General features: G+C 65.8%; 18 protein-coding genes. 10 read left to right on the top strand and 8 right to left on the bottom strand.

Features of this window, described 5'->3' with window-relative positions:
- The first annotated feature begins 25 nt into the window (after window positions 1–25).
- From C9I47_RS08770 to C9I47_RS08740, 7 genes are all read left to right on the top strand, one after another.
- On the top strand, window positions 26–1,879 hold the full coding sequence (locus C9I47_RS08770) for a copper resistance system multicopper oxidase (protein WP_111266406.1): 1,854 nt from the start codon (window positions 26–28) through the stop codon (window positions 1,877–1,879).
- Window positions 1,876–2,853, top strand: coding sequence for a copper resistance protein B (locus C9I47_RS08765; protein WP_111266405.1), 978 nt, complete (start codon window positions 1,876–1,878; stop codon window positions 2,851–2,853). The genes C9I47_RS08770 and C9I47_RS08765 overlap by 4 nt, the downstream gene beginning before the upstream one ends.
- Before the next feature lie 10 nt (window positions 2,854–2,863).
- Window positions 2,864–3,625 carry a c-type cytochrome gene (locus C9I47_RS08760; protein ID WP_111266404.1) on the top strand — a complete coding sequence of 254 codons (762 nt, stop codon included), beginning with the start codon at window positions 2,864–2,866 and terminating at the stop codon, window positions 3,623–3,625.
- Window positions 3,615–4,199, top strand: coding sequence for a nuclear transport factor 2 family protein (locus C9I47_RS08755; protein WP_190238642.1), 585 nt, complete (start codon window positions 3,615–3,617; stop codon window positions 4,197–4,199). Before C9I47_RS08760 ends, C9I47_RS08755 begins: the two co-directional genes overlap by 11 nt.
- Entirely contained in the window at window positions 4,196–4,747 is a 552-nt protein-coding gene (locus C9I47_RS08750; protein ID WP_111266402.1) for a DUF411 domain-containing protein, read from the top strand. The genes C9I47_RS08755 and C9I47_RS08750 overlap by 4 nt, the downstream gene beginning before the upstream one ends.
- Before the next feature lie 89 nt (window positions 4,748–4,836).
- Window positions 4,837–5,235: a heavy metal-responsive transcriptional regulator gene (locus C9I47_RS08745; RefSeq protein ID WP_111268050.1), complete on the top strand. Its 399-nt coding sequence runs from the start codon at window positions 4,837–4,839 to the stop codon at window positions 5,233–5,235.
- A complete protein-coding gene (locus C9I47_RS08740) occupies window positions 5,232–7,730 on the top strand; it encodes a heavy metal translocating P-type ATPase (protein ID WP_111266401.1) in 2,499 nt (832 codons plus the stop codon). Before C9I47_RS08745 ends, C9I47_RS08740 begins: the two co-directional genes overlap by 4 nt.
- 116 nt (window positions 7,731–7,846) lie before the next feature.
- On the opposite strand, the gene C9I47_RS08735 is transcribed toward C9I47_RS08740, so the two are convergent.
- Together C9I47_RS08735 and C9I47_RS08730 are read right to left on the bottom strand one after the other, a co-directional pair.
- The gene (locus C9I47_RS08735) at window positions 7,847–8,911 is read right to left on the bottom strand and encodes a DNA methyltransferase (protein ID WP_223250339.1); all 1,065 of its coding nucleotides are present in this window, start codon (window positions 8,909–8,911) and stop codon (window positions 7,847–7,849) included.
- Window positions 8,904–9,980: a hypothetical protein gene (locus C9I47_RS08730; protein ID WP_407067517.1), complete on the bottom strand. Its 1,077-nt coding sequence runs from the start codon at window positions 9,978–9,980 to the stop codon at window positions 8,904–8,906. Before C9I47_RS08730 ends, C9I47_RS08735 begins: the two co-directional genes overlap by 8 nt.
- 369 nt (window positions 9,981–10,349) lie before the next feature.
- Between C9I47_RS08730 and C9I47_RS08725 the strand changes: the two genes are divergently transcribed.
- A complete protein-coding gene (locus C9I47_RS08725) occupies window positions 10,350–11,201 on the top strand; it encodes a universal stress protein (protein ID WP_111266399.1) in 852 nt (283 codons plus the stop codon).
- Window positions 11,202–11,311: 110 nt separating this feature from the next.
- On the opposite strand, the gene C9I47_RS08720 is transcribed toward C9I47_RS08725, so the two are convergent.
- Both C9I47_RS08720 and C9I47_RS08715 read right to left on the bottom strand, forming a co-directional pair.
- Window positions 11,312–12,085, bottom strand: coding sequence for an SDR family NAD(P)-dependent oxidoreductase (locus tag C9I47_RS08720; protein WP_111266398.1), 774 nt, complete (start codon window positions 12,083–12,085; stop codon window positions 11,312–11,314).
- Between the two features lie 558 nt (window positions 12,086–12,643).
- On the bottom strand, window positions 12,644–13,582 hold the full coding sequence (locus tag C9I47_RS08715; RefSeq protein ID WP_111266397.1) for a DNA-binding protein: 939 nt from the start codon (window positions 13,580–13,582) through the stop codon (window positions 12,644–12,646).
- 103 nt (window positions 13,583–13,685) lie between these two features.
- Between C9I47_RS08715 and C9I47_RS08710 the strand changes: the two genes are divergently transcribed.
- The gene (locus tag C9I47_RS08710; RefSeq protein WP_111266396.1) at window positions 13,686–14,777 is read left to right on the top strand and encodes a site-specific integrase; all 1,092 of its coding nucleotides are present in this window, start codon (window positions 13,686–13,688) and stop codon (window positions 14,775–14,777) included.
- 75 nt (window positions 14,778–14,852) lie between these two features.
- On the opposite strand, the gene C9I47_RS08705 is transcribed toward C9I47_RS08710, so the two are convergent.
- The 4 genes from C9I47_RS08705 to C9I47_RS08690 all read right to left on the bottom strand — a co-directional run bounded on the left by C9I47_RS08705 (window position 14,853) and on the right by C9I47_RS08690 (window position 20,852).
- The gene (locus C9I47_RS08705) at window positions 14,853–15,461 is read right to left on the bottom strand and encodes a hypothetical protein (protein WP_111266395.1); all 609 of its coding nucleotides are present in this window, start codon (window positions 15,459–15,461) and stop codon (window positions 14,853–14,855) included.
- Between the two features lie 23 nt (window positions 15,462–15,484).
- Entirely contained in the window at window positions 15,485–19,141 is a 3,657-nt protein-coding gene (locus C9I47_RS08700) for an SIR2 family protein (RefSeq protein ID WP_111266394.1), read from the bottom strand.
- Between the two features lie 59 nt (window positions 19,142–19,200).
- Window positions 19,201–19,878 (bottom strand): hypothetical protein, encoded by a 678-nt coding sequence (locus C9I47_RS17545; RefSeq protein ID WP_145985466.1) that lies wholly within the window; start codon window positions 19,876–19,878, stop codon window positions 19,201–19,203.
- Between the two features lie 68 nt (window positions 19,879–19,946).
- Window positions 19,947–20,852 carry a helix-turn-helix transcriptional regulator gene (locus C9I47_RS08690; RefSeq protein WP_111266392.1) on the bottom strand — a complete coding sequence of 302 codons (906 nt, stop codon included), beginning with the start codon at window positions 20,850–20,852 and terminating at the stop codon, window positions 19,947–19,949.
- A gap of 120 nt (window positions 20,853–20,972) precedes the next feature.
- Between C9I47_RS08690 and C9I47_RS08685 the strand changes: the two genes are divergently transcribed.
- On the top strand, window positions 20,973–22,142 hold the full coding sequence (locus C9I47_RS08685) for a ComEC/Rec2 family competence protein (protein ID WP_111266391.1): 1,170 nt from the start codon (window positions 20,973–20,975) through the stop codon (window positions 22,140–22,142).

Below are 22,142 nucleotides of genomic sequence, written 5' to 3'. Positions count from 1 at the left end.
AGCCGATTTGCGAACGGAGTTAGCGATGTCTTCCGATTCTTCCGATGCCGGCCGCGGTATGCCCGCGCCCTCGCGTCGTCGTTTCGTCCAGGGCCTGGCCGCCGGCGGCGCGATCGCCGGCCTTGGCCTGTGGCCGCGCCCGGGCTGGGCGCTGAAATCCCCGGGCCAGCCAAACGTGCTGACCGGCACCGAGTTCGACCTGTCGATCGGCGAGATGCCGGTCAACTTCACCGGGCGGGTACGCACCGCGATCGCGGTCAACGGCAGCGTGCCGGCACCGTTGCTGCGCTGGCGCGAGGGCACCACGGTCAACCTGCGCGTGCGCAACGACCTGCCGGCCGGCTCGATCCACGGCGACACCACCTCTATCCATTGGCACGGCATCATCCTGCCGGCCAACATGGACGGCGTGCCCGGGCTCAGCTTCGACGGCATCCGCCGCAACGAGGCCTATCACTACCGCTTCGAGGTGGGGCAGGGCGGCACCTACTGGTACCACAGCCATTCCGGCTTCCAGGAACAGGCGGGGCTGTATGGCCCGCTGGTGATCGACCCGCTCGAACCCGAGCCCTTCAGCTACGACCGCGACTATGTGGTGATGCTGTCGGACTGGACCGACCTGGATCCGGCCTCGCTGTTCGCGCGGCTGAAGAAGATGGCCAGCTACGACAACTACTACATGCGCACCGTCGGCGACTTCGTGCGCGACGCCCGGCGCGACGGCCTGGAACAGACCCTGGACGACCGCAAGGCCTGGGGCGAGATGCGGATGACGCCGACCGACCTGTCCGACGTCAACGCGAACACCTACACCTACCTGATGAACGGCACCACCGCGCTGGGCAACTGGACCGGGTTGTTCCGCAGCGGTGAGAAGATCCGCCTGCGCTTCATCAACGGCTCGGCGATGAGCTATTTCGACGTGCGCATCCCGGGCCTGAAGATGACCGTGGTCGCCGCCGACGGCATGCACGTGCATCCGGTGACGGTGGACGAGTTCCGGATCGCGGTCGCGGAGACCTACGACGTGATCGTCGAGCCCAGCGGCCAGGACGCGTTCACGATCTTCGCCCAGGACATGGGCCGCACCGGCTACGTCAGCGGCACCCTGGCGGTACGCGAAGGCCTGCGCGCGCCGGTGCCGGTTCCCGATCCGCGACCGATCCTGACCATGGCCGACATGGGCCATGGCGGCATGGGGCATGGCGGCCACGACATGGCGGCGATGAAGGGCATGGAGGGCGGCTGCGGCGGCAACATGGGGCACGGCGCGATGCAGCACGGCTCCGACCAGCACGATTCCAACCAGCACGGTTCAAACCAGCACGCCGGCATGGACCATGGCGGCGGGGGCATGCAGACGCACCCGGCCAGCGAGGAGGGCAATCCGCTGATCGACATGCAGACGATGGCGCCGGAACCGCGTCTGTCCGATCCGGGCATCGGCCTGCGCGACAACGGCCGCCGGGTACTCAGCTACGCCGACCTGCGCAGCACCTTCGAGGATCCCGACGGCCGCGACCCGGGGCGCGACGTCGAACTGCACCTGACCGGCCACATGGAGAAGTTCGCGTGGTCGTTCGACGGCATCAAGTTCGCCAGCGCCGAACCGTTGCGGATGACCTATGGCGAGCGTCTGCGCATCGTCCTGGTCAACGACACCATGATGACCCACCCGATCCACCTGCATGGCGTGTGGAGCGACCTGGAGGACGAGGACGGCAATTTCATGGTGCGCAAACACACCATCGAGATGCCGCCGGGCACCAAGCGCAGCTATCGCGTGCGCGCCGACGCGCTCGGCCGCTGGGCCTATCACTGCCACCTGCTGTACCACATGGAAGCCGGCATGATGCGGGAAGTGAGGATCGAGGAATGAACACGATCGTCTCGACATTCGCGCCGCTTCCGGTCGCGCTCGCCATCGCGCTGGCGCCCGCGCCCGCATCGGCCCAGGACCGGCACGCACAGCACCGCCCGCAGGCCGCGCAGGACAACGACGGACATGCCGGCCATGGCGCCAGGGCGTCGATGCCGCATGAACCGGAACCGTCGACCGCGACGAGTGCCAACGATGCTGGCGACCACTCCGGGATGGACCACACGGGCATGGAGCATGTGCGCTCACCGCAACAGCCAAGCACCCCGATTCCCACGGTCAGCGACGCCGACCGCCGCGCCGCGTTCCCGGAACTGCACGCCCATGCCACCCACGGCGACAGCATCCACAGCTATTGGTCGCTGGACCGGCTGGAGGCCTGGGATGCGGACGAGGAGGGCACCGGAACCGCCTGGGAAGCGCTGGCCTGGGTAGGCGGCGACATCGACCGTCTGTGGTTGCGCAGCGAGGGCGAACGCACCGACGCCGGCACCGAGTCCGCCGATCTGGAAGTGCTGTACGGGCACAGCGTCTCGCGTTGGTGGGATGTCGTCGCCGGCATCCGTCACGACTTCGGTGGCGAGGGGCCCTCGCAGACTTTCGCGGCCTTCGGCGTGCAGGGCCTGGCGCCCTACAAGTTCGAAGTCAGCGCGACCGGCTACGTCGGCGAATCCGGCCAGACCGCCGCCAGCCTCGAGGCCGAGTACGACACCCTGATCAGCAATCGCCTGATCCTGCAATGGAGCGCGGAAGCCGAGCTGTACGGCAAGGACGATCCGGCCCGCGGCATCGGCTCGGGCCTGTCGTCGCTGGAAGCCGGCGCGCGTCTGCGCTACGAGATCAGCCGTCGCTTCGCGCCCTATGTCGGCGTCAGCTGGGAGCGCAGCTACGGCGGCACCGCCGACCTGAAGCGCGCCCACGGCGAGGACATCGAGGACACCCGCCTGGTTGCCGGCGTGCGGGTCTGGTTCTGAGGAGAAGGCGATGAAGACGATCATCAGGACCCTCGTCGGCATCGGCCTCGGCACGGCCGCCATCGCGGCCGCAGCGGCCACCGTGGTGTACTCCGGCGTCTACGACATCGCCGCCGACTCACCGCATAGCCGCACCGTGTTCGCGCTGCTGGAGACCGCGCGCGAACGCTCGGTGGCCCGGCGCGCGCGGGCCTTGCAGGTGCCTGCCGTCCTCGACGACCCGGACCGGATCCGCCAGGGCGCCGGCAACTACGACGCGATGTGCGTGAGCTGCCATCTCGCACCGGGTTCCGGCGAATCCGAGCTCAGTCGCGGTCTATACCCGGCACCGCCGGATCTGAGCCGCGAAGCGGTGGACGCGGCGAGCGCGTTCTGGACCATCAAGCACGGGATCAAGGCCAGCGGGATGCCGGCCTGGGGCCGCAGCATGGAAGACGAGTACATCTGGAACATGGTCGCCTTCCTGCGAGCCTTGCCGACCCTGGACCGGGAAGGGTATGCCGCACTGGTCGCCAGCAGCGAGGGGCATTCGCACGGTGGCGGCGGGCACGACAACGGTAGTGGCGGGCACGAACACGACGGCGCGGAGGCGCGTGAGCGGGATTCCGGGGCCGTCGAGCCGCAGGGACACGTCCACGCCGACGGCTCGCACCACGACCATGGGTCTGCCTCCTCGACCGAGCCATCGATGCCCGAACAGGCGCGCGCAAACGACGACAACCACGACGAATCAGCCCCATCGCACAAGGACACCCACACGCATGAACACTGATGCAAGGCACGCGCGCAGGACGCGCCTGCGCCAACTGACGACACTGGGGCTCGGCGGCCTGCTCGCGCTCGGCCTGAGCGCCCATGCCCATGACGGCGCAGCCGCGGCCGCAGCCGAGGCCCAGGCCTCCACCTCCACAGGGACGACCCACACCGACATCGACGACCGGCAGGCGGCGATGCGACAGAGCTTCGTCGCGGTGGCCGACGCGTTCTCGGATGCGCTCAAGACCGGCGACCTGGAACGCGTCGGCGACTTCCTCGCCGAGGACGTGCTGATCCTGGAAAGTGGCGGCAGCGAGCGCACGCGCGAGGAGTACCTCCGCGGGCACGCCGGCCACGATGCCGCCTTCCTGAAGGCGGCGCAGGTGCGGCTCCTGCATCGTACCGTGCGCACCAGCGAGCACATGGTCTGGATCGGCAGCGAACGCGAGATCCATGCGACCGGCGACGGCGGGCCGATGGCCCTGCTCAGCAGCGAGACCCTGGTGCTTGGCGACACCCCCAAGGGGTGGAAAATCGTCCATATCCACTGGTCGTCGCGTCCGCTCAAGGCGGGGGAGGGCAACCGATGAACGCGCGTATCGTGGCCCTCGGCCTGCTGGTCCTGTCGCCGCTGCTCTCCGCCTGCGCCGGCGACCGGGAGACGCTCGTCGCCGGCGCGGACGTCGACACGGCCGCGGCCAGGCAGACGGACACCGCGCCCATGGCGCCGGAGTCGACCGCGCTGCCGCCGGCGATCGTCCACAAGAGCCCGACCTGCGGCTGTTGCGAGCTGTGGGTCGAGCATCTGCGCGAAGCCGGCTTCACGGTCGAGGTGCGCAATCACGCGCCGGACGCGCTGAACCGGCTCAAGGGCGAGGTCGGCGTTCCCTACGGCAAGGGCTCCTGCCACACCGCCCGGATCGGCGATTACTTCGTCGAAGGACACGTGCCGGCCGCCGACATCAAGCGCCTGTTGGCCGAGGCGCCGCAGGTGAACGGTCGCGCCGCGAAGGGGCTCGCGTTGCCGGGCATGCCACTGGGTTCGCCGGGCATGGAGGTGCCCGACGGCACCGTCCAGCCCTACACGGTCGAACTGGTCGGCGAGGGCGGCGGCACCGTTCCCTTCGCGTCACACTGACCCGGCGCGGGGCAGGGTGTTGACTCTGGACCATGGTCCAGACTGCAGACTGCCCCCATCGCCCATCGTGGGCACGCATGGACAAGGCCATGAAGATCGGAGAACTGTCGCGCCGCACCGGCATCGGTATCGATACCGTGCGCTACTACGAACGCCAGGGCCTGATGCGCCCCGCCAACCGGATGGCTTCCGGCTACCGCCTGTTCGACGAGCAGGATGTCGCCCGCCTGCACTTCATCCGTCGCGCCAAGGTGCTGGGCTTCACCCTGGAGGAGATCGGCGAGCTGCTGGCCCTGTCCGACCATCGCGACGAGGACATGGCGTCGATGAAGGCGGTGGCCACCGCCAGGCTGGCCGATGTCGAGCGTCGCCTGGCCGAGCTTGAGCGGATGCGCGATGGCCTGCGCACCCTGGTCGATGCCTGCCCGGGGCACGGCGCGATGGCGCGCTGCCCGATCCTCAACGCCCTGGTGGAGGACGCGGCATGAGCGCGCACGGACACAAGCACGGCCACGATCGCGCAGCTGCCGACCACGAACACGACCATCGGGGTTGCGGCCACGCGCACCCGGAAGCGACGGCACAAGGCCAAGACAAGCGGCCGCAGGCCGCCCACGCACACGGCGGCCACGCCGACCCGGGCGCGGCGTCGGGCAGTTGCTGCGGAGCGCCCAAGTCCTGCCAGGGTGGTGCCGGCAACGATGCCGACGGCGTCGTCGATCCGGTCTGCGGCATGCGCGTGGACCCGCAGACCAGCACGCATCGCCACGACCACGAGGGCCGGATCTATCACTTCTGTTCGGCGCGTTGCCGCGAGAAGTTCGCCGCCGATCCGCAGCGCTGGCTGTCGCCGGACCCGGCCCCCGCGCAGGAGATGCCGGCCGGGACGATCTACACCTGCCCGATGCATCCGGAGATCCGCCAGGAGGGACCGGGCACCTGTCCCAAGTGCGGCATGGCGCTGGAGCCGGAAATGCCGAGCCTGGAAGAGGAGGAGAACCCCGAGCTGCGCGACTTCGGCCGCCGCTTCTGGGGCACGCTGCCGCTGACCGCGGCGGTGTTCATACTGGCGATGTTCGGCGGCCGGCTGGGCCTGTTCGACCCCGACACCCGCAGCTGGGTCGAGCTGGTGCTGGCGACGCCGGTGGTGCTGTGGGCGGGTTGGCCGCTGCTGGAGCGCTGTGTGCAGTCGATCCGCAACCGCAGCCCGAACATGTGGACCCTGATCGGCATCGGCGTCAGCGCGGCGTTCGGCTACAGCGTGGTCGCCACCGTCGCCCCCGACCTGTTTCCCGAGTCGTTCCGCGAGCACGGCCGCATCGGCGTCTATTTCGAGGCGGCGGCGGTGATCGTCTCGTTGACCCTGCTCGGCCAACTGCTTGAACTGCGCGCACGCTCGAAGACCTCGGCGGCGATCAAGGCGCTGCTGGGACTGGCGCCGAAGACCGCGCGCCGCCTGCGCGAGGATGGCAGCGAGGAGGACATCCCGCTCGAACACGTGCATGTCGGCGACCGCCTGCGGGTGCGTCCCGGCGAGAAGGTGCCGGTCGACGGCACCGTGCTGGAGGGCCGCTCCAGCGTCGACGAGTCGATGCTGACCGGCGAGCCGATCCCGGTCGAGAAGCAGGCCGACGACAGCCTGATCGGCGCCACCCTCAACGGCACCGGCAGCCTGGTGATGCGCGCCGACCAGGTCGGCAGCGCCACCGTGCTGTCGCGGATCATCCAACTGGTCGCGCAGGCGCAGCGTTCGCGTGCGCCGATGCAGCGCATGGCCGACAAGGTCGCCTACTGGTTCGTGCTGGCGGTGCTGGCGGCCGCTGTGTCGACGTTCTTCGTTTGGGGCCTGCTCGGCCCGGAGCCGTCATGGACCTACGCCGTGCTCAATGCGGTGTCGGTGCTGATCATCGCCTGTCCGTGCGCGCTCGGTCTGGCGACGCCGATGTCGGTCATGGTCGCGACCGGGCGCGCCGCCAATGCCGGTGTGCTGTTCCGCGACGCCGAGGCGATCGAACGGTTCCGCACCATCGACACCCTGGTCGTCGACAAGACCGGCACCCTGACCGAGGGCAGGCCGGCATTTCACGAGGCCAGCGGCGCCAGTGGATTCAGTGCCGACGACGTGCTGCGGATCGCCGCCAGCCTGGATCTGGGCAGCGAACATCCGCTGGCCGAGGCGATCGTGGACGAGGCGCGCGCCCGATCGCTGGCGCTGGAAACGGCGCAGGACTTCGAGTCGGTGACCGGCAGCGGCGTCCGCGGCCGGGTCGGGGGCAGGGCGGTGGTGCTCGGCAATACCCGCCTGATGGCCGACACCGGCGTCGACGTCGCCAGTGTCGCCGACACCGCCGAGCGGCTGCGCGGCGAAGGCGCGAGTGTAATGTTCCTGGCCGTCGACGGACGCCTGGCCGGCCTGGTCGCGGTCGCCGACCCGATCAAGGAATCGTCCGCGCCGGCCCTGGCCGCGCTGCGCGAGGCCGGCATCCATGTGGTGATGGCGACCGGCGACGGTGAGACCACCGCCCGTGCGGTGGCCGGAAAACTCGGCATCGACAGCTTCCACGGCGAGGTGCGGCCGGAGGACAAGGCCGAGCTGGTCACCCGGCTGCAGGCGCGGGGGCAACGCGTGGCGATGGCCGGCGACGGCATCAACGACGCCCCGGCACTGGCCGCCGCCGACATCGGCATCGCCATGGGCACCGGTACCGACGTGGCGATGTCCAGCGCCCAGGTGACCCTGATCAAGGGCGATCTGCGCGGCATCCTGCGCGCCCGCGAACTGTCCGCCGCGACCGTGCGCAACATGAAGCAGAACCTCGGATTCGCCTTCGTCTACAACGGCATCGGCGTGCCGATCGCCGCCGGCGTGTTGTATCCGCTGACCGGTCTGCTGCTGAGCCCGATGCTGGCCGCGCTGGCGATGAGCCTGTCGTCGGTGTCGGTGATCGGCAACGCGCTGCGGCTGCGGGGCGCACGGGTCTGACGGGACGGATCTGACTGGACGGACCGCGCGCATGCCGGTGCCGGGCCGCGCAACGGCCGGCGCCGGCATCGCATCCGGCGACCGTCACCGCCCCGGATGCGGCGCCTGAGACCCGTTCAGGCGCTCGGTGGCGACACGCAGGCCAGATCCAGCCGCACCAGCGAACCGTCGCGACCGCGCCGGTCCGCGCGCAGATAGCGATGATCCCGCCAGCATTGCAGGTCGACCGGCGGCTTCACCGGCTCGCCCCACAGGCTCAGCTCGAAGCCCTGCTCGACCAGCCACCGGAGCAGGGCGTCGAAACGCGCCTGATCCGCGGGCAGCAACAGGTCGGCATCGGCGGGCGGGCGTCCCGAAGCCGGTTCGCCGGCCTCCCGCCAACCTGCGAGGCTGCCGTACAGGCGGAACGTGAAACCGGCGGCTTCGATCGCGCGCAGCAGCTCCTCCGTCGCCTGCAGGTCGATGGTTTCGCGGCGCTTCTGGTAGATCAATGCGTACTCGTGACTGCGGTTGCTGGCGGCGACCGCATGCGGCAGCGGCGACACCGGACGCGGATAGCACAGCACCCGTTCCTCGTGGGCCACGAACAGGCTGTCGAGAATGCGCGCAAGATCCCAGGCCAGCGAAAACCGGCGGCCGCCAATGACGATGTTCTCGGCCATCGCGATGCAGTAGCCATCGTCCGCCAGGACCCCGCGCAGCGAGTGGAACACCCGGCGCAGACCACGCAGGAAGCCCGCGTAGTCCTGCTCCAGGTACAACTGTCCGGCCGCGGGTTCGCCGGTCCAGCCGCAGCCGAAGTAGGGCACGCTGGTCAGGCCCAGGTCGGCACGCGCCTGTTCCCCGTGCGTGGCGAGTTCGCCGTCGCGGATATCCGCCTGGAGTCCGAGTCGATCCAGACGCTCGCGGGCGAGTCCCGCCCGTCGCGGATCGATCTCGTAACCCAGACCGTGGCGTCCCTCGATCGAGGCGGCGAGCAGGGTGGTGGCGAAGCCGCAGAAGGGGTCGAGCACGGTTTGCCCGGGCTGCGAGAAGTGACGGACGAACGGGCGCATCTGCTCGACCCAACCGCAGTCGCGACCGTCGAATCCGTCGCGTGCGCGGATGTCGGCCGGCAACGCCCAGCGGGCATTGTCCGTGCGCGGCTGGAACCAGCTGGCGTCATCCATGGTGTCACCCATCGGCGGGCGTCCAGATCAGGTCGTGGTCCGGCTCCCAGCCCGCGCACAGATGGCCGTCGGGGTGGAACACCAGCTTGTAGACATCGCCGCTGCGGTGGCAGCGATGCATCGCCGCGTAGTCGGAGGTTTCGAACACGACTTCGAGCCCCGACTCGCTCTGCATCACCAGATTCCAGAAGTAGTAGCCCTCGGTCAGCCGGAGCGGACGCATCGACGACCACCAGGGGGCGGTCATGCAGGCCTCCAGCAGCGTCTCGATCGAGACCCGGGCGTCGTCGATGTAGCGACGGGTGACGGTGCTGCGGTAGCCCGCATCCAGCCGCGAGAACTCGCGGAAGATCACACTGCGCGCCCCCAACGAAGCCGCCCAGCGCAGGTAGTCGATCACCTCGTCGGGATTGTCGACGCCACCGCGCTGGAGCAGGCAGACCAGCTTCAACGGCAGCGCCGCGGCCAGTGCGCGCGCGGTGGCCGCGAAGGTATCGGCATCGGCAACGCGCTCGCCGGGGCGGAACCGCATGATCGCCTGATTGCGGTCCTCCCGCGGGTGGTGCCGCGACAACTCCAGCCACGACAAGTCGAACGCCCGCAGCGCCGAAATCAACTCGCCGCCACGTCCACGCGCCAGTCCGGCGCCATTGCTGTACAGCACGCGCTCGTGGATGACGCCGCCGCGGCGCTCCTCATCGCCCAGGGTCTCCAGCAGCCGCAGCAACCAGGCCTCGTCGTCGCTGGCCTCGAGCCCCGACAGCGACCACGACATCGGTATCCCGCGTACCGCCCGCAACGCGCGTTGCAGGGTCTGGAAGTAGTCCGCATCCGGCCGCAACCGTGCGGCCATCCTGCCGTCCCGCTCCGGCTTGAGCGTCTCCGAGCAGAACCGGCAGCGTGCCGAACACGGTCGGGCGGCGGCGTAGGGGGTGAAGGTCAGCGGTTGCGCGAAGCGATAGGCGCGACCGGCGACGGTCGCGCGATGCCAGCGCGCCGGATCAGACGGTGCGGGCGCCCGACGCAACAGCGCCGGCGTGCGCTCGCGCAGACGCTCGAACAGCGGCGAGCGGCCGGCCAGCGGTAGCTGACCCGGCGCGGCCGTGGCCAGGGGCTCGGCTGCCGGCATGACCCGGCTCATGCGGAAGCTCCCGTTGCCGGGAACCGCGACGGGTCGCCATCGCTCGCGCGAGTGCGGTCGGAGGAGGTATCGAAATGCGGGAACGGAATGGGACGCACGTGTGTTTGAACACCTTGTATCGCGGCAAGGGAAGGGCCGATGATGGTACCGGTCGGGATACCGGCGCATTCAGGCGCCGGCAACCCGGAGGCCCCGCGCCGAGGCAGGGCGAAGATGCCTGTTCAGGATGAAGAATTGACCCCGATCAATGCCAGCGCCCCGGCAAAGGCGTGAAATACAGGGACAACCACTGATACCGGAGTAGCCGACATGATCAAAGATCTAATGCTCGCTCTTACCGGTCTGCCCGAGGACAACAACGCTCTGGACAACGCATTGACGATGGCGGACCACGTACAGGCGCACCTGACCGTGGTGGGCACCGTGCGCATGATGATCCCCGCGGTCGGCGACTGGGGCGTCGCCCCGGACGCCGCGTCGATACAGCTGATCCATGCCGAGATCCAGGCGATGGCCGATGCCGAGGCGGCGCGACTGCGCGAGCGCCTGGAAGGCGAGTCGGTTCCGTCCGAGGTGCGCATGATCGAGACGACATCGTTCGACATCCAACGCGAATGCGCCTTGCAGGCGCGCCATGCCGACCTGGTGATGATGACGGCCGACAACGGCAGCAGGGCGGAAGGGGCGGTCGTGCATGCGCTGTTCAACGCCATCCTGCTCGAATCCGGCCGCCCGGTGATGGTCGTTCCTCCGAACCATCGGCTGCGCATGCCGATCAAGCACGTTGTCGTCGCCTGGCTGCCGACCCGCGAAGCGAGCCGCGCCCTGCACGACGCCATGCCATTCCTCAAGGCCGCCGAGTCGGTGGACGTACTCGAGATCGAGCCGGCGGGACCGGATGCGCGCAGAGACCATGGCCCGCAGTCCGGTGAGGATGTCGCCGCCCATCTTGCCCGGCACGGGATCAAGGTCAACGTGGTGGTCCAGCCGCAGCAGGACGACACGGTCTCGAACGCCTTGCTTCATCATTGCGAACAGTCCGGCGCACAACTGCTGGTTGCCGGCGGCTACGGCCATTCGCGCCTGCGCGAATGGATGATCGGCGGCACCACCCGGGAACTGCTCCAGTTGGCCCAGCTGCCGGTGCTGTTCTCGCACTGAACGGCCACGTACGGGCCTCCGTCCCGGCCTTCGTCCGTAGCCAACTGCGGGCGGACGCCGGACCCGGCCCGGATGCAGCCGGTGCTCGCGAACGCCGGCCCGGTGCCGAACTAGCGCGCGGTATAGCCGCCGTCGATGACCAGCTCGGTACCGGTCACGAACTTCGATTCGTCCGAGGCCAGATAGACCACCCCCCAGGCGATGTCATCGGGTTCACCGACATGGCCGAGCGGATGCAACTGGCCCAGCTCGATGCGGGCGGCATCGAGATCGGTCGCACCGCTGTCGCGCAGATGATGCTCGACCATCGGCGTCCAGATGTAGCCCGGATGCACCGAGTTCACCCGGATCCCGTCGCCGGCATAGAGCAGGGCATCGGTCTTGCTCATCAACCTGACCGCACCCTTTGACGCGTGATACGGCGGCACATCGGCCGCACCGACGATCCCGTATATCGACGACAGATTGATGATGCTGCCGCCGCCACTGCGCTTGAGGTGAGCGATCGCATGCTTGGTGCACAGGAACACACCCTTGACGTTGACCGCCTGCACGCGATCCCATTCCTGCTCGCTGATCTCGTGGGTGGGGCGATTGACGCCGGCGATGCCGGCATTGTTGACCAGGACGTGAAGCCCGCCAAAGCGCGAGGCGACCTCGTCGATGGCGGTCCTGACCTGGTCCTCGACGGCGACGTCGACATGCCAGTAGTTCGCTTCGGCACCCCATGCCAGCAGCTCGCCGAGCAATTCGTCTCCGGCATCGTCCTGCACGTCGAACAGCGCCACCGTTGCTCCTTGCTCGGCAAGACGCCTGACACAGGCCCGGCCAATGCCCATGGCAGCCCCGGTGACGATGCAGACCTTTCCGTTCACTCGACTCATGGCGGCTTCCTCACAACGGCGGACGCTTGCAGTCCATCACATCGGCGGAACAGGCGTATTGATCCGGATCAATCCATCCCAGGCCCTGGAATCCGTGCCAGCAGACGAAGCATCTGGCCGATCGGTGGTCAGCACCAGGCCGGGCAGGCGCGCCCAAACGCAAGAGCCGGACGGATTCGTGCCGGGTACTTGCGGCTGGGTACTCGTGGCTTCGGGCCCTTGTGGAATGGACATAATATGCATTATGCGAAGTGACCGAAGGTGGCTGCGGTCGCTCTGCCTCGGAAATTTCCTACCCGCCCTCGCTGTTTGCCTACAGGGAAATGCTGTTTGCCTACAGGGAAATGCCCCGGCGGCGACCAACAAACGCCCGTTCTTCGACTGACAATCGCCCGCATTTCGCATCCCCACCAAGAAAACGCCGCGACGAACGAACAACCCGCCGACAACATGCCCGAAGTTCTACGGAAACCAGTTGGGCGTTGGCCGGTGGCGCCAACCAACAACTTGCCCTGTAGCTTCTTAAACGCTACGAGAAGTTGCCCCACGCTCAGCGGGTCATCGCTTCGTGGATAGGTGTGCCGATCTTGCCTTCTTGGTCGAAGCCTTTCTGGCGGGTTTGTGAACTTCGCTTCTGCGCCATACCGCTTCCAGGGCGGCAGGCAGATCCTGCAGTTTGGCCAACTGGGCCTCAAGTGCGTCCGCTCGTGCACGTTGAGCGTCAGCATCTCGAACAGCATCGGCGGCTTTCGACTTTGCCTGTTCGGCGATTTCCTCAAGGACTTTAGTGGTTGTTGCGTGTTCCTTCGTGATGGCGGCCAGGCGGCTTTGCAGCTCTTTGGCCTCCTGCCGGGCACGATCGATCTCCGCATGGGCACGATCTTCGACGGCCTGCACATGCTGGGCCAGACTCGCCCGCTCGGACCTGGCGGCATCCTGTAGTTCCTGAACACGAACATCGATCGCCTGACGCGCCGCATCGGACTCTGAAGCCCGCGCGAGTGCGGCATCGCGCTGCCGGGCCATTTCCTCGACTTGTGCCTCAAGCTGGCTGGCCAGCCGCTGCAGTTCGGCAGCCTGGATCGAGGCCAAACGCTCTGCCTGGACGGCGGCCTCCATCTGCTCATGCAGCGCTGCAGCCTCGGCGGCGAACTCCTCCCGTTCCTTCTGGAGTGCGTCCCGGTCCGTTTGCAGCGCGACGCGGTCAGAGGCGATGCTCTCATGGGCCGCCGCACGGGCGTGCTCGAGCGCCAGGGCCCACCACTCCCCCGCCATGGCGGCAACCGCCTCCGGTGCGTCAGGAATCGCCGCGCGGTGCTGCTGCGCCTGCAGGCGATCGCCGAGCCGCTGCCACCAGGTGTCCAGCCAACGGGTGATCGTATTCGGCGAGCCGGTGCCCAGGTGCGCGCGGATGCGCTCAATGGTCGGGCGTTCACCCACGGCCACCAGTTCATCGGCCGCGCTATGGACGTCTTGCTCAGTGATGCCTCGCGCCACGGATGTGCCTCCTACTAGGTGCCCTGCCCCGTTGATCGCCTACTGGCGATAAGTGATGATTATCATGGCTATAAGCCTCAATTCGTAGTAAATATTACATACTATGAATGATAATTCCACGATTCCGACCCTTGCCCAACCCGCCGCCGGCGTGGTGCTGCCCGTCCAATTGGCCCAGCAGGCGGCCGATGCGGTCCGCGAACTGCTCGCCGAGGCCGCGGCCGCCAACACCACCCGCAGCTACGCCACCGCCCTGCGCTATTGGGCCGGCTGGCACGCGGCGCGTTTCGGTCTCGAGCTCACATTGCCGGTGCCCGAGGCGGTCGTGCTGCAGTTCGTGGTCGACCATGTCGTCCGGCGCTCAACCGATGGCAAGCTGACCTGGGAACTGCCGCCGGCGATCGACCACACGCTGGTGGCCGCGGGCCTGAAGGCCAAGCCCGGGCCGTGGACCTTGGCCACGGTCCGGCACCGGGTCGCCGTGCTGTCGACCGCCCATCGGCTCAAGCAAGTGTCGAACCCGTGCGAGCAGCCGGCGATCCGCACCGTGCTCAGCCGCGCCGCCCGGGCGGCGGTCAAACGTGGCGAGCGGCCGCGCAAGAAGACCGCGATCACCCTGGCTGAGTTGGAGGCCATGCTGGCCACCTGCGACGACAGCCTGGAAGGCCTGCGCGACCGCGCCCTGCTCTGCTTCGGCTTTGCCAGTGGCGGGCGCCGCCGCAGCGAAATCGCCGCGGCCGACCTGCGCGACCTGCGCCGCATCGGCGACGCGGGCTACGTCTACCGGCTGGAGCACAGCAAGACCCAGCAGGCCGGCGTCACGGCGAGCTCAACCCCAGACAAGCCGGTGCTCGATCGGGCCGCGCTGGCGCTGCAGGACTGGCTGGAGGCGGCCGGCATCACCGAAGGCGCCATCTTCCGGCGCCTGTGGAAGCAGCGCGTGGGCCCTGCCCTGTCCCCGGCCGCCGTCGGGGAGATCGTGCAGCGGCGGGCGCGTCTGGCCGGGCTGGAGGGGGATTTTGGCGGGCACAGCCTGCGCTCGGGGTTCGTGACGGAGGCCAGCCGCCAAGGCGTGGCGCTACCCGCGATCATGCAACTAACGGAGCACCGGTCAGTTTCGAGCGTGGTTGGGTATTTCCAGACCGGAGGGGCGGCCGACAATCCCGCAGCTCGTTTGTTGGACGATTCTGCCTGAAGTGCCACGTCACAGGCAGCTGCGCTGTCGCGCATCGAACTAAGCGAATCGGGACAGTTTCGATCGAAACTCGGTCTACATCCGTCGCAATAGCGCTGCGTAGGAACCTTCGGATGGCGCTTGACTTAGATACTCAGCTGCGCCGTTGGGCGACTTTGAGAACTCCACCATTCGCTGATGTTCGTCAGCCTTCTTCCGGATGAGAGCCGACAACTCCGGGCTGTCTTCTTCCATCTGCTCCAGCGCACGGCGTGCTCGCTCAGGAAGAACGACCCAATACTGATACGTCACTGCCCCTTTCCTGATCACATGGTCCAGGACGACCAAGTCGCCGGCTGGTTGGGCATCGGGGTGCGACGTCCTGTGCAAGGAGATATCGATCTTCTTCCCTTCGTATTCGAGCCAAGCATGGGAGGTTGCACCGTCCCACTGGCCATCATTGACCCATCCGACAATTACGTCCAGCTCGATACCGTGCTGGAGGCGCAAGTATTCGTGCAAGAAAAAAGCCAAGTGATAACAGCCTTCAGTCATGCCCAAACCTAAGACAATGCCGTCGTAGGCCCGTTGTGCGGCATTGGCGATGAACTGTTCTACAGGTGACAACGACGCCAGCCAGAGGACGTTCCTGGTCTTTAGCGCTTCAATCTCAGCCTTTCGTCGTGCTGCTTCGCCCATCATCATTGTCCTCTCTTGCAGGTCTTTATTCAGGCATTAAGTAGCCGCCGCAGGCCGTTGAGCCGGATGTAGGCGGGGTCATCGACGACCCCTGCGTCACTCGCAACGCATTCCTGCAGGACGGCAGGCAGATCATTTGGTACTGGGAACTTCGTCGGGTCGATCAGGGCATTGACTAGTCGAATGAACGCACGCGGATGCGCGTGGAGTAAATCCTGATGGTGACGTTCAAGCCGCAAGGCATGGGCGATCTGGTAGAGCTGATAGGGCACCAGGACGTCCATAATTGCGGACACGGCTTCAGGAAATGCAGCTCCACACTCCAAGGCCATCAACACGAGCCTTTCAGAAGAGGTCTTGCCGCGAGCCTGCACGTCCAAGGGCCACAGGTCGGAGAACAGCGGGCCCACCATTCCTCGCCAGTGGGCGGCCTTATCGACAATCGTTTCGTCAGCCATCATCCGCCATAGGTTCCAGGCTACGTTCCGCCGAACTTCGCTTGGCGCTATGGTCAGAGCATGCTTGAGCTGGGCCGGCGAGACGATGTAGTCCCCGCCCTGCCCCTTGCGGTGCCAAATCGCCACACTCAGAAGCTTTGAGAAGACTCCCTCGAGTTCCTTCTCGGGCAGGCCCTTGCGCTCGAATGCATCCAGCATGGCGGGGCGAAGAGCATTGAACAGCCGCGCCGAGCCGATCTTGCCGTGGGCGAAGGCGCGCCACAGGGGCAATGCTTCTTGATGGGCCCAGTCCAGCCGCGGCAGCAGGTGGCGCGAGGTCCATTCGGGCGCTACCGCATCCAAGTAGGCTAAGGCTCGCATGATGTAAACGCGCGCTAGTAAGCCAGCATGGTTACCGGCGGCGATCAGACACTCGAACCGCGGGGCGAACTCAGCATTCAATTCGTTGCCGGCCTCGGGCTGGGTGGCGGCCAACGCATCGAGCAAGGAAGCCGCCAGCATGCCGCCGGATCGGTTCAGTGCCTCGGAAATCAGATCATCGCCAAAGCCATGCTCGACCGGCTCAGCATCCGGTGCGTCATAGGCAAGGTGGGAAAGGCGATCCCACACTGCGAAAAAACGCGCGCCATTGTCTGTATCCCATTGCGCTAGCGCCTCTCGCTGCCGCTGGATCCACGAACTGGCCGCCGACAGAAGCTCAACCAACGACTCCGGCGGCATCTGGAGGACTTGGTCGGCCAGGTCGCGCTGGAACTCCAAATCTCCCTGTTCGCTCGCTGCCCACAGGAGGCATCGCCAAGCTTCCGGTGCCCATTGACCTCCCTCGCTTTCATGCTTGAGGCCGCGCAAGGCACGCTCAGGATCGGCGGAACAGAACACACGCCAAAGATCGCCCTCGTCGTATTGCCGCTCCTGCTGAAGCCGGAATGCTTCCCGGACCAGGTGGTCGTCTGCGATTCCCGCCAACAGCTCGGGATGGCCGTCCGGCCCCACACGCATTTCATGCCACGAGCCGAAATCATCCCGGTCGCCCGCTTGCGGCTGCCACTTGGGGTGCCGCTCGGCGATTTGACCGAGCACGGTACGCGTGGCGTCTGTCAGCAGGCCGCCTGCCGCCTCGATCCGCTTCAATCGCCGGAAGATGGAGTTGTCAACGATCGAGGACCAATGGTCGGCGTCGGCTGCAATGCCGTCGACATACAACTGCGCAGGAACACCTCGACAAAGACGTTCCTCCAGTGCCTCACGTTCTGCCTGGGTCCATTGCGGCCAACGGCCTACCAAAAGGCGCATGACTTCGACTTGGGCCTCGCTGTCCCAAAAGGTCTCATCATCGAGAGCCAATATCGCCGTGGCGACCTCGCCAGAAGCGTAAGCCTCGTTGGCGAGTGCGAAGAGATAGAGACGTCGAAGCAACAGATAGGGAGCATCAGACCAGTGTGCAATCAATGCGCGAGCCAGCGCCGGATCGTGGCCGGCGATACGCTGCCAAAGCTCCGCTAAAACGCGGGTGATAGGCTGGAATCCAGAACGATCCGAGTTTTGGGGATGGGGGGCAATAGACGGGACATCGTGGCTTGCCGTGTCCCATGCATCGAGCAGCCCCAAGTCCGAAGCCTGCTCCAAAGCCTCGAAGATGGCTCGATCGAGCGTGCGGAACAACGCACTGCCCTGCTCTGCCGTGTCGGGCCAGACCTCCAAGATTTCGGTCGCCCCGGGATGATCGGCCGGTTCTAGTTCAAATCGAAGCAGGTCGTGCAGCGTCTCATCGCCATCGCCATCAGTGGTGTCTTCGTCGTGCCAACGAAAGACCTTGCTGATCTTCAGGCGAGGTTGCACGATGCGGGCCACGATCTGCCGCGCTTGCAAATGCGTTTGGCCACGACGAATCAATGGCGCCCAGTCGTACCAATCACTACTCACGGCCCCACCGTCCGATTGCGCCCGCAGGGCCAGCAAGAGTCGCCACGCTCGCTCTTGGGCGGGCGTCAAAGCGACGTCTTCTTGGTCCAGAGCCCGCTCGATCCGCCAACGGGTGGGTTCGTCGAGCGGCCCTAACCCGGCGCATGCTCGGATCATTTCGGAGTCGTTGATTCGGCTTGCAATCCAGACGTCGGGCAATTGGGCATTGTGCAGCCCGGCTTCCACGACAATGGGCAGCCAAGCAGCCACTGGCGACAACTCGCCCAGGAGCTGCTGGGCGTCTCCCCGGTTCAACAAGGCGAGACAACGTTGGATCTGCTCGTCCGTGGTCGGCGGGGTATCCAGCATTCCCCTCAACTGTTCGCGTCGCCAGGCGGTGGGGTCATCGGCGTAACGTCGCCATTCCTGCAACGTGTTGTAAAGTGCAGAGTGGTCGTGATGCTCGACTTGATAGAGGATGGGTTCGACGCCTTTGGCTCGCCATAGCGCCTCGATTAGTTCACGCTCACCTGCTTCGTAGTGCCCAAAGGCGTAGACCTTCTTCAGGTCTGGGTAACGTTCGCGATCCGCTTCCAACGCCTCCAGCAAGTAGCGCATGGGTGGGTCCTCGGCTTGATAGCCGACCAGAACCACCGTGTGCCCTCGCACCAGATCATACACATAGCGCGAGGCCCACCCCGAGCGTAGATAGGCGTCACCGAACTCGGCGCTGGTCAGCACCCAATCGGTTTCCGTCACCTGGACCGAAGCGTCGGCAAGTCGGCCGTGAAGGTGCAGTACTCCGCTGAACGCAACAGTCTTGGGCTGGGGAAGCGCCACGCCCGCGTGGCTGGGAATGTTGTTGTGATTGGCGGCCTGCCAAGCCCGTTCAAATAGCGTGTCGAAGTTGGTGGTGAGCAGACGCATTTGTCCTTCAGCGTCCCGCGACAGTTCCAGTAGAGCCAGATGATTGGATAGCTCCGCCTCCTGCGGTGGCGCGAGAGCCTCACGCACTGCCGCGCGAATGCGTTCCTTCATGTTTCGGTTGCGCGGCGCATCTGAGGCAGACAGCCGTCGTTCCAGGCATCGAAGCACACGGTCATACTGACCGTACAGCTTGCCGTCCGGAGCCATGCCCGCCCGTTCGGCGGGATGGTGGGTCCAGTTTTCCCCCAGCCGGCGATAAACGTCCTCCACCAGTCCATGAAAAAGCGGGAGACCGGCGGTGCGTGACACACCCGCACCGCAAACGAAGATAGTCTCGCCGCGTTCTTGAGCCACGATCAGGTCGTACGGAATGTCAGGCCCCGCATCAACAAAGCGCATGCATCATCCTCGGTCGTTTGAAGCGTTGATGACTGTAGTGTCGGCGAGAGAGGGAAAAGTCATCTTGGAGCAGAGCCATCCGCCACTGCGTAAGCGGTAAACAGCTCTACCGCAAAGTGGCGGAAGAACTTTAGGTAGCGCAGCAACAGGCCCGCGCCAGCGACAATTGCCACGCCGGCGAAGTAGACGTCTTTGCTACTGCCCCCGCCCCACTGGTAGTGAGCTACCAGTAACCCCGCATCCAAGAACGCCACCAGCGCGGTGTTGCGGCAGAAGCCGTACAAGTTCAGGAAGTTGTCCAGCCGTCCCATCACCACCGGTGATGACCGAGCATGCCCATACGCCGCCCAGAACAGTGCCTCCCCGGCATCATCGATGCCCGCGGCTCGGGCGCGCGCTAGCGCAGCCCGTCGGGTTTCGTCGGGTAATGCGTGGAAATACCCCGGTAGCGCCCGACGCAGCCAACGACTCGCACGGGCGTTTCCGAACAGTACATTGCGTGGGTAACCCAGCCATAGCCCGACAAGGCCTCGTTCAAACATCCACGCCGAAGCGCTGGCAACCAACTGCCCCACCGCATAGGCAGCGGACACTGCCACAACTCCCTGTACCAGCGTCCACGACGTGCGGCTAAACACGTGCGTGCCGATTACGTAGTCCCCTACGAAAAGCAGCAAGAATCCCGCTGACAAGTAGGCCCAGAAGTCATACGAGGTAAACGGTATTTTGCTATCCATGGCCGGCCTGTTAACGAGGATGCGAACCGCAGCGGTTCACGGGTAAGGGACGGGTTCGCGCGGTGACATCATTCGCCGCTGCCAGATGCAAGCTGCGGCAAATACGGAATCAGCGCATCGCGATTGACTAACACGATCTGCTGCTCGTGGGCTCGTGCCGGTGCGGGTGGCTGCGTCAGTCCCAAGCGCTTCAGCAGGTAAAAGCCCAAAGCTTGACGCGTCTTTACAATCAACTGCCCCTCAGTCATTTCATAATCCAGTTCGATGACGCGTTGCTGTGCGGCGGTCAACGCTGGATTGGGCGCAATAACGACGTCCAGGATGCGATGCCACTCGACATCCGCATGAGCATCTACATCCGATAGTTCTCCGACGGACAACGCGAGGATCCGCGCGAAGACGAAGTCGCGGTAGCCGCGTCGCAAATGGCAGTAGCCACGCACATGCCAGCGGTAGCCGTCGTAGCCCAATGCATGCGGGCTGATTACCCGGTCCGTGGGTTCCGCTCGCCCCATTGCTTGGTAGGTGATCTTGAGGCTGCGCCGCTCCCGAATGGCTGCCAAGGTTTGGCGGAGCACCGTGTGCGGAACCAACCGCGTCGGGTGGCGCACGATGTCGGCGCTGGGGGTCCAGCCGAGAAAGCTGATATCCGCCGCTAGCACGCCCGTGGTCAGTGCATAGAGTTCGGCCAGATAGCGGGCACTGCTCGGATCGGTGAAGACCGGCTGGAACTGCTCGGTCGCCAGATACGTCTTCTGGGACAGGTCATAGATGGTGTTGTTTGGCGCCACTCGCATGTACTCGGCGAGGTCCAGCGAGGCTTGCTGCACCGAAATGCCGAAGAAGTCGGTCAAGGCGCCCCGGTTGAGCCGCCCTTCCCAGTAGAGCCTGGAATCAATGAACTCTAGACGGCGCTCCTGCCCCCATCGCCCACGCTTGCCGGGGGGTGATGTCGCTATCTCATTGTTTTTCATCAATATTCCCTTCTAACTTGAATTTCGCATCCACTCACTAGACGCATCCAGTGAGTGGATGTATTATAGCCCGGACCGCGGCCACAAAGCCCGCTGCATCCAAAAAAAGGTACTCGCTGAATGAGCGCTTCGATCACTTTCTTCCCCGTTGGCTGCGGCGACATGACCCTCGTTCGCCTGGCCGATAGCAACGCGACCGCTGTGCTCGTCGATGTGAACATCCGCACGGCGGCCGACGATCCGGATGATGCGACCCGTGACGTCGCCGGCGACCTGCGCGAGCGGCTGCCGCGCGATGCACAGGGGCGACCTTACGTGGACGCCTTCCTGCTGAGCCATCCCGACAAGGATCACTGCAGCGGCTTGGAGACCCACTTCCACCTGGGGCCGCTGTCGGACTACCCCGACGATAAGAAGCCCGACACTGAGAAGAAGATCGTGATTCGGGAGATCTGGTCATCCCCACTGGTGTTTCGTCGCGCCTCCAAGCACCACACGCTGTGTTCGGATGCCAAAGCGTTCAACCGCGAAGCCAAGCGCCGGGTCCAACGCTTCCGGGATGGCATCGGTAATGCGGACGGCGAACGCATCTTGATCCTGGGCGAGGACGAGAACGGTAAAACCGACGATCTCGGGGCGATCCTCGTGCGCGCGGGGGAATACTTCAATCGCATCAACGGAAATGCGAATGCCTACTTCCAGGCTCATTTGCTGGCGCCCCTGCCCTGTCAAGACGACGATGACGTGGAGCTGTTGAGCAAGAATCACTCCAGCACCATCCTCAACATGCAACTGGCATCCTCGGCACTGCGTCCGGATAGTTGCCGGTTCTTGACCGGGGGCGACGCGGAAGTGGCGATTTGGGAGCATGTGTGGGCACGTCACAAACACACCCCGGATGTACTCGCCTACGACGTGCTGCAGGCCCCGCACCACTGCTCCTGGCATTCCCTGTCATACGACAGCTGGTCGCAATTGGGCGAAAAAGCCAAGGTGGCGCCCGACGCGCGGGCGGCCCTTGGCCAGGCCCGGTTTGGCGCTTTTGTGGTGGCGAGTTCCAAGCCGATTAAGGACGATGACGCGGATCCGCCCTGCATCCGTGCCAAGCGCGAGTACCAGGAGATTCTCTCAAGCGCCTCCGGTATGTTTCTCTGCACCGGCGAACACCCGAAGAGTTGGGCGCCGGAGCCGCTGGAGATCGAGATTACTGCGGCGGGGGCGCGAAAGAAGGCCGCACGATCTTCGGCCGTGGCTTCGGTTGCTGCCGCTGCAGCACCTCGCGCGGGCTAA

The sequence above is a fragment of the Marilutibacter maris genome (assembly GCF_003233695.1).
Lineage (GTDB): Bacteria > Pseudomonadota > Gammaproteobacteria > Xanthomonadales > Xanthomonadaceae > Marilutibacter > Marilutibacter maris.
The sequence above is the reverse complement of the archived record's forward strand: the minus strand, read 5'-3'. Positions and strand labels throughout refer to the sequence as shown.